General features: G+C 53.7%; 14 protein-coding genes, 1 tRNA gene and 1 pseudogene. 9 read left to right on the forward strand and 7 right to left on the reverse strand.

Annotation, left to right across the window (positions count from 1 at the left end):
* Window positions 1-608: pseudogene (locus tag DS901_RS00065) on the forward strand (transposase); the annotation flags it as partial.
* Between the two features lie 87 nt (window positions 609-695).
* On the opposite strand, the gene DS901_RS00070 reads toward DS901_RS00065, so the two are convergent.
* A tRNA-Arg gene (locus tag DS901_RS00070) sits at window positions 696-772 on the reverse strand.
* An 89-nt stretch (window positions 773-861) separates the two neighbouring features.
* On the opposite strand from DS901_RS00070, the gene DS901_RS00075 reads away from it, so the two are divergent.
* Complete coding sequence (locus DS901_RS00075; RefSeq protein ID WP_113774894.1) at window positions 862-1890, forward strand: LacI family DNA-binding transcriptional regulator; 1029 nt, start codon at window positions 862-864, stop codon at window positions 1888-1890.
* Between the two features lie 87 nt (window positions 1891-1977).
* Window positions 1978-2553 carry a hemerythrin domain-containing protein gene (locus DS901_RS00080; protein WP_113774895.1) on the forward strand — a complete coding sequence of 192 codons (576 nt, stop codon included), beginning with the start codon at window positions 1978-1980 and terminating at the stop codon, window positions 2551-2553.
* A gap of 50 nt (window positions 2554-2603) precedes the next feature.
* On the opposite strand, the gene DS901_RS00085 is transcribed toward DS901_RS00080, so the two are convergent.
* The 4 genes from DS901_RS00085 to DS901_RS00100 all read right to left on the reverse strand — a co-directional run bounded on the left by DS901_RS00085 (window position 2604) and on the right by DS901_RS00100 (window position 6496).
* Window positions 2604-3548, reverse strand: a complete 945-nt coding sequence (locus DS901_RS00085; protein WP_113774896.1) for a type IV pili methyl-accepting chemotaxis transducer N-terminal domain-containing protein — start codon at window positions 3546-3548, stop codon at window positions 2604-2606.
* A 126-nt stretch (window positions 3549-3674) separates the two neighbouring features.
* On the reverse strand, window positions 3675-5252 hold the full coding sequence (locus DS901_RS00090) for a phosphate ABC transporter substrate-binding/OmpA family protein (RefSeq protein WP_113774897.1): 1578 nt from the start codon (window positions 5250-5252) through the stop codon (window positions 3675-3677).
* 286 nt (window positions 5253-5538) lie between these two features.
* The gene (locus DS901_RS00095) at window positions 5539-6273 is read right to left on the reverse strand and encodes a winged helix-turn-helix domain-containing protein (protein ID WP_404932325.1); all 735 of its coding nucleotides are present in this window, start codon (window positions 6271-6273) and stop codon (window positions 5539-5541) included.
* A complete protein-coding gene (locus DS901_RS00100; protein ID WP_113774898.1) occupies window positions 6215-6496 on the reverse strand; it encodes a hypothetical protein in 282 nt (93 codons plus the stop codon). Before DS901_RS00100 ends, DS901_RS00095 begins: the two co-directional genes overlap by 59 nt.
* Window positions 6497-6664: 168 nt before the next feature.
* On the opposite strand from DS901_RS00100, the gene DS901_RS00105 reads away from it, so the two are divergent.
* The 5 genes from DS901_RS00105 to DS901_RS00125 all read left to right on the forward strand — a co-directional run bounded on the left by DS901_RS00105 (window position 6665) and on the right by DS901_RS00125 (window position 10152).
* Window positions 6665-7108, forward strand: coding sequence for a hypothetical protein (locus DS901_RS00105; RefSeq protein ID WP_147249816.1), 444 nt, complete (start codon window positions 6665-6667; stop codon window positions 7106-7108).
* Between the two features lie 121 nt (window positions 7109-7229).
* Window positions 7230-7847: a ribonuclease HII gene (locus DS901_RS00110; RefSeq protein ID WP_113774900.1), complete on the forward strand. Its 618-nt coding sequence runs from the start codon at window positions 7230-7232 to the stop codon at window positions 7845-7847.
* Between the two features lie 104 nt (window positions 7848-7951).
* Window positions 7952-9061 (forward strand): site-specific DNA-methyltransferase, encoded by a 1110-nt coding sequence (locus tag DS901_RS00115; protein WP_113774901.1) that lies wholly within the window; start codon window positions 7952-7954, stop codon window positions 9059-9061.
* Between the two features lie 220 nt (window positions 9062-9281).
* Window positions 9282-9482, forward strand: coding sequence for a hypothetical protein (locus DS901_RS00120; protein WP_113774902.1), 201 nt, complete (start codon window positions 9282-9284; stop codon window positions 9480-9482).
* A 46-nt stretch (window positions 9483-9528) separates the two neighbouring features.
* Window positions 9529-10152, forward strand: a complete 624-nt coding sequence (locus DS901_RS00125; RefSeq protein ID WP_258546606.1) for a DUF3500 domain-containing protein — start codon at window positions 9529-9531, stop codon at window positions 10150-10152.
* Here DS901_RS00125 and DS901_RS00130 read toward each other — a convergent pair whose 3' ends face one another.
* Together DS901_RS00130 and DS901_RS00135 are read right to left on the reverse strand one after the other, a co-directional pair.
* Window positions 10153-11274, reverse strand: coding sequence for an alkane 1-monooxygenase (locus tag DS901_RS00130; protein WP_113774904.1), 1122 nt, complete (start codon window positions 11272-11274; stop codon window positions 10153-10155).
* Window positions 11275-11322: 48 nt separating this feature from the next.
* Complete coding sequence (locus tag DS901_RS00135; RefSeq protein ID WP_404932330.1) at window positions 11323-12321, reverse strand: A/G-specific adenine glycosylase; 999 nt, start codon at window positions 12319-12321, stop codon at window positions 11323-11325.
* A gap of 122 nt (window positions 12322-12443) precedes the next feature.
* Between DS901_RS00135 and DS901_RS00140 the strand changes: the two genes are divergently transcribed.
* Entirely contained in the window at window positions 12444-12962 is a 519-nt protein-coding gene (locus tag DS901_RS00140) for a DUF721 domain-containing protein (protein WP_113774906.1), read from the forward strand.
* Window positions 12963-12964 lie beyond the last annotated feature (2 nt).

The following is a 12964-nucleotide window of genomic DNA, read 5'->3' on the forward strand; positions in this document are numbered from 1 at the left end:
CCGCCAGCGAGTTCAAAGACAAGACGACGGCCATCAATCAGCTGTGGCAGACCGACTTCACCTACCTGAAGATCATCGGTTGGGGCTGGTTCTACCTCAGCACTATCCTGGACGATTACAGCCGTTCCATTATCTCATGGAAACTCTGTACGAACATGAAGGCTGAGGATGTGACTGACACGTTGGACTTGGCGTTGCAGGCGTCAGGTTGCGATCAGGTCCACGTCGTTCATAAACCGCGCCTGCTTAGCGATAATGGGTCCAGCTATGTCTCTGGCGATCTTGCTGAATGGTTGCAGGACAAAGGCATGAAACACTCTCGCGGCGCGCCATATCATCCACAAACGCAGGGCAAAATCGAACGATGGCACCAGACTTTGAAGAACCGCATCCTGCTGGAAAACTACTTCTTGCCGGGTGACCTCGAAGCCTAGATCGAAGCCTTCGTGGAACACTACAATCACCAGCGCTACCACGAGAGCCTGAACAACGTCACACCGGCCGACGTATACTTTGGTCGCGACAACGCCATTCTACAACAACGAGAAAGGATCAAACGAAAGACACTCGAAACGCGACGCTTGCATCACAGACAACGCGCCGCATAATGCAACCAACCAGATGAGCCAAACTCTCTCTTAGTTTAAGCTACCATTGGTTCCAAAAACACTGACGACGGACATTATTGGCAGATTTGGTGACCCCGGCAGGATTCGAACCTGCAACCTGCCCCTTAGGAGGGGGCTGCTCTATCCAGTTGAGCCACGGGGCCGTTCCGATCGATCAATGCCTTCGTTTGTTCATCTGGTCAACGGGTCAAAGGGTCGTTAACAATGGCGGATACAATGACAGGATGACGCCGTGACGAGCCGTAATAAACGCCCATTGACCCTGCGTGATGTATCCGAAGCTTCGGGCGTCAGCGAAATGACCGTCAGCCGTGTGCTGCGCAACAAAGGGGATGTGAGCGCCGCAACCCGCCAAAAGGTGCAGGACGCCGCCAAGCAGTTGGGCTATGTACCCAATAAAATTGCCGGGGCTTTGGCGTCGCAGCGCGTCAATCTTGTTGCAGTGATTATTCCATCTTTGGGGAACATGGTTTTCCCTGAAGTCCTATCAGGCATATCCGAAGTTCTTGAAGATACAGAGTTGCAGCCCGTTGTCGGCGTGACCGACTATCTTCCAGAAAAGGAAGAAAAAGTTCTGTTTGAGATGCTGTCGTGGCGTCCCTCTGGTGTGATCATCGCAGGGCTGGAACACTCCGAAGCTTCGCGCGCGATGCTGCGCCAAGCGGGCATTCCGGTTGTCGAAATCATGGACGTTGATGGCGAACCAATTGACGCCTGTGTCGGGATTTCGCATCGCCGCGCGGGGCGTATCATGGCCGAAGAAATTCTTGCCGCAGGGTACAAGCGGATTGGCTTTATGGGTACGAAAATGCCGCTTGACCACCGTGCGCGCAAACGGTTCGAAGGGTTTACGCGTACCTTGGCCCAATCCGGCGTTGAGATCGCAGATCAGGAGTTTTACTCGGGCGGGTCTGCATTGGCCAAGGGCCGCGAGATGACCGCGAAGATGGTTGAACGCACGCCCGACCTTGATTTTCTGTATTTCTCGAATGATATGATTGGCGCCGGCGGTTTGCTGTATCTTCTCGAAAAAGGGATAGATGTGCCGGGCAAGATTGGGTTGGCCGCGTTTAATGGTGTCGAATTGTTAGACGGATTGCCACGACAACTTGCCACGATGGATGCCTGCCGTCGCGAAATCGGGGTGAAGGCCGCCCAAATTATCGCGGATTACCACAGTGGTGCGGATCAAGAAGATGGGCAGCTGGTGACACTTAGCCCAAAGCTGGCCTTTGGTGACACGCTGCGCCCTCGCAGGTAAGGTCTGCATCTGAGCACATAAGTAACTGACTCAGTTAGTGCGTATTGCGCTAGGTTGGGGGCAGCGAAAGTGACCGATAGGACTGTCATGACCTCTGAACTCGTACTCGCTAAACGCACGGGTTTACCCGATCCGCTGCGCGTTTTGATCAAAGAGTTTCCGCGCGAAGCCTGGCAATCGCATCCCGCGTATTCACAGCTGATCGCGTTTTGGTTGGATCGCCATCTGATGTTTCGACGTCTGCTGGCGCATCTGAATGATGATCTGCATGGTGTCATGAATGGGCAGAGTGATCCCGAAATCTACAAACGGGCGCTATCGCGTTTTGGTGGCATGTTGATCAATCAACTGCACGGACATCATCAAATTGAGGATGCAAAGTATTTCCCTGTCATGGCGCAGCTCGACACAGGGATCGCGCGGGGGTTTGATCTGTTGGATTCAGATCACCATGCAATGGATGGGTTGCTGTCTGGGTTGGCAGATTCAGCGAATGCTGTTCTGCAAACGGATGTGGGTAAAACCGCCAATTTTCGTGACACGTTAGGTGGTTTGCACGGTGTCCTTGATGGGTTTGGTACGATGCTCAATCGGCATTTGATTGATGAAGAAGAGTTGGTTGTGCCCGTCTTGCTAAAATATGCGCCTGCCCAATTCCAGTAACGTAAAAAAGGCGCCACAATGGGCGCCCTTTTTGTTAGCATTCATGCGCCTTAGAGGCCCAATTTGGAGTTTTTGTCGTAGAGGATGGTCACGTTGTTCATCCGCGCCTCAATGCCAAGGAAGGCAAAGAACAGGCGTTGACGTGCAGCTTCGTCGATTTCTGCGCCGCTTTGAACTTGCTCAAGAAGCGGCTGCACTGTGTCCCATTCTTCAACTGCGAACTGCAGGCCTTCTTCGATCCGGGGTGTCGGCGGGGGGCGCACCCCAACGCTTTCCAGCCCGTTGCGCAAAGCTGTCAACGTGTCGCTGAAAAGCTTGCTGTTACGTGCGAGATCGGCTTGGGCCTGTTCGACGTTAATACCTGATGCAATGAGGCAAACATCTTTGGACATTTGCGCGGCCAATGTCCGTTGACGCCCCGAAAGGTCGATCAAAAGCGCATCGGCATGAAGCAATGCAACCGGATCGGCATATTGGCCCGTGATTTCACTCACCAGAACGTTTGCAGTGTGCAATAGCGGGTCACTTTGGTCTGCGAGTGTCTTGATCTGCGCGTTGTCGTTACCGGCAACGGCGGTGGCTGTCGCTTGGTCAAGAAGCGGACCCCATGACGTGTTCAGCTCCTCCATCACTTGCAGCGTGCGTGGGCGGACTTCTGTACCCAACACGCCCATGCGGCGATTTCCATTGAGCAGAGCATCGGTGATAACGCCGAATTGCTGTGCCGAGATTTCGAGGACAGCTTGGCTTTCACGTACTGTGATGCCGGAGTTGAGGTTGCAAGCCGAAGCAATGATGCGTTGGCTAAGAGTTGAAAGCTGGCCAGCAATGTTGATGCGTTCGCTGGCACCTACGTCTGTCGCGATGCTTTGGGCAGAGGCACCGCTTGCGATGCAAAGGCTGATCGAGGCCGCTGTAGCAACCCGGCTTAGTCCAGAGAACGTGAACCGCCGAGACGTTGCCAACTTGGCCGTTAGTGTTGTGTGATATGACATATCGTTTCCTTATCGTTTCCATCCCATACGGCGGTGAGGGCAATGTGAAGCTGTCCGCCGAGTACTCCCCATACTCGGCGAAGATTTGCCCGATGCACGTATCCGATTTAGGTCTGACTGAGCAAGTTAAGCGGGTGACTTGATCCAGACTTCGACGCGACGGTTGATGCGGCGGCCTTCTTGGGTCGCGTTACAGCCAGAGGGTGCAACCTCCCCGTATCCGATTGATGAAATAGAGATGTCATTCAAACGGTCACCTGCATACGCAGCCAATTCTTGTGAGACTTGGGACGCGCGCTGTTCTGACAGAACACGGTTACCGTCAAACTGCCCAACATCGTCGGTGAAGCCGACCAGAAGAACTTCGGATCCTGCAGGCTGCGTTTCAAGGTACTCAACAAGACGGTCACGGTCGATCCGACCACGTTCATCAAGCTGCGCGGACCCTGTCCGGAAGCGGAATGTTGTGGATAGGCGGTCATAATCGACCATCTGGCCCAGCATCTGGCGCATAAAGCCAGCCTCATAAGCGTCCGCCGCAGGGTCAAGCAAGCTAAGTGCGCGGCTGCTATCAAGCGACTGCTCACGACGATCAACTGCAAATCCGATAAAGCCAGCTTTGCCGATCAGGCTGTCAGCGGCGTTCGACGTAGCAAATTCTACGAATGAGCGGGATTGGTCGGAAATTGTGTCTGCGCGGGTGTAAAGATACAGACGACGCTGCAGCGCGTATTCTTCGGTGCGTGCTGAGAATGCGTCAGGTGTCATTGTGATCCCGCATTCGTTGATTAAGCTCACAGGGTTCGCACCACGTTGGAACGAATAACCGACAACGCCGATTGCGCCTTGTGTTGCGTTAACCAATTGAGAAGCTTCGCTGCCAGATCCTGCAATCTGCGCCCCAGATGCAAGCGACGCTGTGGTGTCGCCAAAAATGCGGTCTTCAAACACGGTTCGCGTGCCGGATTCTTCTGACTGGGTAACGACGACGATTGGCAAATCTGGGCCATCAACCTGTGACCAGTTTGTGATTTGGCCGGAATAGATGGCGCGGACTTGATCGGTCGTTAGCGTTTCAATCGGGTTTTCGGCGTTGGTGATCATGACAAGGCTATCAATCGCGATGATGTGCTCTTGGGCGGGGTCAACCATGTTGCCTGCGCCTGCGTCACGTAGGCTGCGCGCCTCGCCGGGGACAATGCGGCGCGAAGACATCGTAATTTCTGCTTCTTCAGCCAGAAGTTTTTGGAAACCATCCGATGATCCTGTTCCGCTAACAAGGATTGAAACGAGATCGTCACCAAAACCTTGATCCGCAGTAAGCGTCGCAATCAGTTCGCCGTTTTGACTGGTGTTACCTAGCGCAGCAGCCGCATCAAGCGAACCGGCGTAACCCTCCAAAAGAAGCGGCATCAGGCCGGACCCAACCACGTCGGAACCCGCAATTGTGATGTCCGTATCTACAGCACCGAGCGATGGGCAAGATTCGCCCGAACAGCTCACCCGGCTTGCTGCAACCCGCAACTGACCGAGGGGGGTTAAAATGACATAGGCGTTGTCCTGGAAATCGACAAATTCGCCTGTCATGTTCACCGTGCCATCTGCGGATGACAATGTCACTTCACCTGCATGTGCCAAGCTTGCGAGTGTCAGGCCGCTCGCTAGGGTCATCATGCCTAGTGATTTATTAGTTCGCTTACTCATCGTTAATAACTCTCCTCCCCGCTACATTTTCAGCTGTGTTGTCGCAAAACAGCGGAAGTGATGTGTTCGGGCCTTTGTTTTTTTGGGTAACTGTCATTAACCGTTTCAATTGTGCGCAAAATGCGGCGAATTCTTTCCAAATTCGAGGAAATGGCCCCAATACAGATCAAAATGTCAATTTTTATGACCTAAGTTACGACCTAAAGCTGCATTTGATATAGAAACAGGTGGTTCAGCTCTTTCACAACCGACAGGTGATTCGTGCGACGGATTGTCATATTTTTTTCTAGACCATGCGAATGACATCTTTATCGATTGCCAACATATAGCCCTGACGCGCGATATTTTTGACCAATAGTTCACTGACCATCTGGTTCCCCAGCGTATCGCGTAGGCGCTTGATCCGGGTGGCGCCGGCGGCTTCTTCGCAGTCGGAACTGTCGCGACCAGATATGACGCCTTCGATTTCGGCACCAGATAGTACCTCGTCATCCATGCGGGCTTCGGCCAAGACCGACAGTGTTTCAATCGCCGCCGCGGTCAGCTTGAATTCAAAATCGTTCAGGTAGACTGCTTTTTGATCGCGGCTGATGGTCAATGAATTGACTTCGATCCCTTGGCGTTCAATGCGACCCATGCGGCGGTTCAATACCACAAGCATAGCTAGAAATGCGACGGCTGCGATTAGCAGCGCTGTCGCAAACACCAGCAAGACAAAGATGACAAAGCGATAAGATGACAACGTATCCGAGAACGCAGTGCCCGATTGGGCTAAGATTTCGAGCAGCTTGATCTCTGCGTTCCCGGTCAGCGTATCGTTTTCCACAAATAATCGTTCCACGCGCAGGTTAAATGCGTTGGCGTCAGGTAGGTTGATGAACAATAGAATAGCCGCGATTGCGAGGATCAAAACGATTGCTGCGATTCCCGCGACAACAATCCGCGATCCAATTTCACGAGCCTCAGTAGCGGAGGAAGTAGTCACCAGCGCTGTCCCTTCTTTCTTGCAGCCCTGCGTCATCAAAGACGCCAAGCACATTCAACAGTTCCCAGCCGTCTGCCCGTAGCGCGGCGCGAAGCTGATCTTCGGCTGACCGTACACTACAAGCGTCACGTACCTGTGTCACGCCATAGTGAAGTCGCAGTGGGTCGTCTTGCTTGGCCTTATAATCGGCATAGCAATCGGCTTGGGCGGCACCCGCAGTCAGACAAAACGTCATGAATGTATAAGAAAGAATTTTCATGGTTTCTAACTGACCTCAAAGCGCCGTGATATTCAATAACTTCCGATGTTATCGCGTGGGCCATCGCATAACCATCCCCCGATATTGTTTGGCAGCAGGTCCGGGCTGCAATTTCGTTTCATCAGCGTCGACCCGATCACAAAGGCGCAACAGATGAAAGGAAAACACATGTTTAAACCACTGATCGCTGGGGTTACCGCCCTGTCACTTACATTCGCAACAGCGATGCCCGCACAGGCCGATGGCATTGACCGTGACGATGCGGGGAAGATTATTTTTGGGATAGTTGCGCTTGCCGCACTGGGGGCGGCAATTGAAAACCGGAATGACAATGACCAGCATTCATCGCCCACGCAAACCCGATCACCGCAGCGCCATCCCACGCAAGGCAATGATCAAAGACATAACACGCGCCTACCGTCAGAATGTTTGCGCGATATTGGTCGCAATAACCAAGTGTTCACAAGCAACTGTCTGCAACGCAATGATGTGCGCGTGAATGCGCTGCCCAACCGTTGCGAAGTGCGCGTGTTTACAGGAAACCGGGCGCGCAACGGCTTCGATCCGACCTGCTTGCGCCAAGAAGGGTACCGTATTGATCGACGTCATTAAGGCGTCGGCATAAAGCGTGGCTTCAAGCCCCGGTCGCTGCGCCACCTTGGGGCAAGGGTTCGATATGGCCCTTGCCCCTTTTTAATCTTGAAACGCAGCCCGCGTTCTGGTCACTGGCCCTATGACACATCCTGATTATACATTTGAACAGGCCGCGATGGCGCGCGGCTTTTCGGCAATCGCTGGCGTAGATGAGGTCGGGCGCGGTCCGCTTGCGGGGCCGGTCGTGGCCGCTGCGGTCATTCTTGATACCAACAATATACCCGCCGGGCTGAATGATAGTAAAAAGCTGACAGCCAAGAAACGCGATGCGCTATATGATAGAATTATGGCGGTTGCAGACGTGTCGCTGGCGCAGGCCACGGTCGCGGAAATTGATGAACACAACATACTCCGCGCGTCGCATATTGCGATGGTACGTGCGCTTGATGGGCTCGCACGCCCAGCCGACCATGCCTTGATCGATGGCAATCTGGTGCCACGGGGCTTGACCGTTTCGAGCGAAACAATTGTCAAAGGTGATGGGCGTAGCCTGTCGATTGCGGCGGCCTCTGTTATTGCCAAAGTGTGGCGCGATAGACACATGGTGGATTTGGCGCAACAGTACCCTGGATATGGGTGGGAAAAGAACGCGGGTTACCCAACGGCGGTGCATAAAAGCGGCTTGGTCGAATTGGGTGTGACCCCACACCATAGACGTTCGTTCAAACCGGTGCACAATATCTTGTATCAAGAGTAAATTGTAACCCATTGATTCAATAAAGCTTTTGACAGCGAATCGTCTGTGACTCACACTAGGGGCAACCAAAGAGCGGAATAACCGCCGGGTGTATGAGGCAGAACATGACGATTAAAACCAAAGCAAAAGGGGCTTCCACGCTCCCTCTGAACACGATCCTTGATGGCGACTGCATTGAGCGGATGAACAGCCTGCCAGAAGGTTCAGTTGACCTGATTTTCGCGGACCCGCCCTATAATCTACAGCTCAAGGGCGATTTGCACCGTCCCGACAATTCGAAGGTCGACGCAGTTGATGACGCCTGGGACCAGTTCGATAGCTTTAAGGTTTACGACAACTTTACCAAAGCGTGGCTCAAGGCTGCCCGCCGTATCCTCAAACCGAATGGCGCGATTTGGGTCATTGGTAGCTATCACAACGTATTCCGCATGGGTTCTGAACTGCAAAACCAAGGGTTCTGGATTTTGAACGATGTTGTCTGGCGTAAATCCAACCCAATGCCGAATTTCCGCGGCAAACGTCTTACTAACGCACATGAAACACTGATCTGGGCGTCCAAGGAAGAAGCCAGCAAATACACCTTTAACTACGAAGCGCTTAAGGCCTTGAACGAAGGCGTGCAAATGCGGTCTGATTGGGTGCTGCCGATCTGTACCGGGCATGAGCGTTTGAAAAACGATGCCGGTGAAAAGGCGCATCCAACGCAAAAGCCGCAATCACTGCTGCATCGAGTTTTAGTCGCGACAACAAATCCCGGCGATGTTGTGTTGGACCCGTTCTTTGGCACAGGCACCACGGGTGCTGTATCCAAAATGCTGGGCCGGAATTTTATCGGGATTGAACGCGAAGAAGCTTACCGCAAGGTTGCTGAAAAACGTATCGCCAATACCCGTAAATTCGACAGCGAAGCACTTGAGGTTTCAGTCTCTAAACGCGCTGAACCACGCGTGGCGTTTGGTGTTCTTGTTGAACGTGGCATGCTGCGTCCCGGTGAAGAACTGTGGTCGCTGAATGGTCGTCACAAAGCCAAAGTACGTGCTGATGGCACGCTTGTTGGTGACGATATCAAAGGATCAATCCATCAGGTCGGCGCCCATCTTGAAGGCGCCCCAAGCTGCAACGGCTGGACCTATTGGCAATTTAAACGCGACGGGCAAAAAGTCCCGATTGATCTGCTGCGCCAGCAGATCCGCTCAGAGATGGCGAAGCACTGACGCAGGCCAACTTGCGTCGCATTCCCCAACGTTGATACCGCCGGTGATTGCGGAACACCCTGCCATGGTGGCAGGGGTCGCGATTACTAACTTTGCCCGCCGTCTTCGTACGGCGGGTTTTTTTGTGTCTTTGATCTCCGACAGGGACATAGTTACGGACATCTCGACCCGATTGTACAGCGCGCATTCCGCACGGTGTTACTTGGCTGCGGTATCGTGTATGTCGTTGAGAACGACACGCATCATACGCACGGGGGTCACTGCGATCACGTTTTTCGCAATGATGAGTTCAGCACAGGCACAGCCCGCTGGCGGCCCACCGTGTGATGGCGAAGGCCCACCTGCCGATGAACGCCTTGGCGATACCAGCATTCTGATGGGGCGCGTTGGCCGGGGCGACACCATCCTTTCGTGGCATTGAACCATTTCCACGTTTCGAAATGAACGGGCCTGAAAATATGCCGTTGATGCAAGAACGCGAAGCGTTCGCTGCGTTGCTACGGTCATTGTCTGATGAACAGCGCGAAGCGGCGCTAAATGTAACCGAGCTTTCTGCCGATCAGCAGGTACTGTTGCTTGCCGCGGTCGAGACATATGTCGGTGACCTTAACGAAAGTGATGCCGCAGCATATATGGCGCAGTACACCGCAGAGCTGTCTGAGACAGTATTGGGGTATTCGGGCACCACGGAAGTAAACACAGAAGACGACTACGTTCGCATCCATGGACCGACACTTTGGCAAGAAATTCCTGCGACCCATGTGGCTGTGATCACAAGGTATTTTGCGCAACACTTACAATTCCAAAACGGTGACGGGACATTCAGCCCAACGTTGGCGGATGTTGCAATTGAAACTGCTCAAAACGACCATGTTGGCCGTTATGCATTGCTAACGCTCCAGTACCAATTTCCGGCTTCCACATCGCCATTGTACCTAACCTATGACGCTATCATGCACGAAGTTCGCAATCAGCGCGCGGCTGTGTATTGGCAAGAATCAGGGTCTGATCCCCGGATTATTGAAGAATTCGGGTACAGGCCTTTGGATGGGATGCAGCAGCCAATCCAATTGGAATTCCTCTCGCGGTAATCACCGAGGAAGCGGGTTTGTGGCTTCTTTGTATGGGGTCCAGTCTTCGATTTCCGGATAGAATTTTGCGCGCCACGCTTTGACACGGGGGTGCATCATTCGCCGCCATGCGGTCGGAACAAGCGCAACCATTGTCATCACCGGATAGCCAAGCGGCAATTGCGGGGCCTCTTCTTCGGTATAGTTTTGCAAAAGTGGGAAGCGACGATCTGGTTTATAATGGTGGTCAGAATGGCGTTGTAGGTTGATCAACAGCCAGTTCGACGCCTTATGTGCCGCATTCCACGAATGGCGCGGCTTAACATGTTCATATTTCCCGTCGCCCAGATGCTTGCGGGTCAACGCGTAATGTTCGACGTAATTTACCAGCTCAAGCTGAAACACGGCCCAAAACGCCTGTGTGGCAAATAGGAAAACGCCCCACCATCCGGCAATTATCCACGCGAGGATCGCAAAGCCGACTTCAAGCGCCCAGTACCGCCAAAACGGATTTGATTGATGGTGCCAGGGCAGTTTTTTGCGCGATAGCATTGCTTTTTCGGCCAGAAAGGCGGATTTTAAACTTTGCCAAAGCACACGTGGAAAGAAATGATAAAATGATTCTCCATAGCGGGCACTGACGGGGTCGCGCGGTGTGGCAACATAGCGATGATGCACAAGCAAGTGTTCGGATCGAAAATGCCCGTACAAGACAGACCCAAGCAAAATATCCCCCAACCACCGCTCAAATTTAGGTTTTTGGTGCATGAGCTCGTGGCTGTAATTAATTCCAATTGTACCAGATAAGATGCCAAGCCCCGCAAAAAGAGCCCATTGCGACACCCAACCCAAGTGGTCGGACGCGGTGACATAAGCCATAATTCCAAAGATTGTGATCAGTTGCAGCGGCACCCAAAGAATTGTGATCGCCCGGTACCAGAACAGGTATTTGATGTTGGTTTCTGGATCGTTGTTGTCCAAGTTCAAGCCTAGCAAGAAATCCAATAGGCTGAACAAAAACCATGTGCAAAGCGGCAGTAACGCGATTGTCCAGCCACCATAGATTGCCGCGACGAGCGCAAGCGGGATCAGCATCAAGGACAGCCAAAACGGCAGCGCTGCGGTAATCCGGTTGATTGGCATGGGGCGCCTCCTATCTGCAGGCAATCTTAGGTATCCGGTGACTAGCGTTCAAGCATTGCGTAGCGTCGGGGCCGCGATGTCGTAAACTTTACGCATGGCTGTAGGTAGGGATTTTGGGTCAAATTCAGCTGCGCTGATAAATCTACCGCTTGTGGGTGTGACCCGAACATCGATGGTGGTGACCATAACCGTGAGCCGTAGGTGAAAATGCGTAAACGTGTGGCGGGCCTGTGTGTTCAGGGTTTGCCAATCCGCGTCAAGCGGCGGCGCTGGGTCCGGTGCATCCCCCCATTCCGATCCGGGCCAGCCCAACATACCGCCAAGCAACCCGTTTGCGGGCCGGGTTTCAAGCAATAGCGCCCCATCGTCGCGCTGCACCACATAAGCGAAGCCGTGCCGCGTGGGTGTTTTCTTTTTGGGCGCTTTCTTGGGAAGTTCCGCTGCGGTGCCTGCAATTCGCGCCGTGCATGGTGTGCGCCATGGGCAAATCCCACATGCTGGATTACGCGGTGTGCAGATCGTTGCGCCAAGGTCCATAACCGCTTGGGCGTAATCACCCGAGCGGCGCGCAGGTGTCAACGCACGTGCCTTTTCAGTCAGCGCCGGTTTCGATTTCGGCAGCGGGTCATGGATATCATACAGCCGTGCCATCACCCGTTCGACATTCCCGTCGACAACGGTTTCGGGCAGGTCAAACGCAATCGATGCAATTGCGGCGGCGGTATATGGCCCGATTCCCGGCAAGGTGAGAAGCAAAGCATGATCGGCAGGGAATTCCCCAGCATGATCCGCGACAACAGCGCGGGCGCATTTCAGCAGGTTGCGTGCGCGTGCATAGTACCCCAACCCGGCCCAAGCAGCCATGACATCCGCATCATCCGCTGCCGCAAGATCGTCGACGCTTGGCCATAAAGACATGAATTTATTATGATATTCTCGGACGGCAGCGACAGTGGTTTGTTGTAACATGACCTCTGACATCCAGACGGCATAGGGGTCGGGCAGGGTGCCACGCTTGCGCGCGTCGGGCGGTATCCGCCACGGCATTGCGCGGGCATGGGCGTCGTACCAGGCCAAAAGCTGTAAGCTGAGGTCACGCAATGGTTATTTACCTTTCAGAATGCAGGCGCTGACTTGGCGCAAGCGTTCACATACAGTAAAGAACAGATATGAAACAACAACGCCACATTGGCACCACGCGCGGGTTTTCTCGGGCGGCGACGTTGATGCAGACCCGCATTCGGTCTGCGAGCGAAGAGCGCGGCTTTGCAGTGACGCGTTTGTTGACGCATTGGTCAGAGGTGGTGGGCGACGCGACAGCTAGCACCGCGACGCCGGTGAACGTCAGCTACGGCAAAGGTGGTATGGGCGCGACCCTGACATTACTTACGACAGGCGCGCAGGCCCCGATGTTGGAAATGCAAAAAGAACAAATTCGTGAAAAGGTGAATGCTTGCTACGGTTACCGTGCTATTGCGCGTGTACGCATTACCCAAACCGCGCCAACCGGGTTTTCAGAAGGGCGCGTGGCCTTTACCCCCGCCCCAAAAACGCGCAAAGCGCCAACCGCTGAAATACGCGCAGCGGCGGAAACTTTGGCCGATACCGTTGAAAGTGATGAACTCCGCACGGCGCTTGCAGCGCTGGGAGCAAATGTCTTAACAAAACAAAACCCTGAGCAGAGGTGAAT

It is taken from the genome of Loktanella sp. D2R18 (assembly GCF_003318235.1).
Lineage (GTDB): Bacteria > Pseudomonadota > Alphaproteobacteria > Rhodobacterales > Rhodobacteraceae > Yoonia.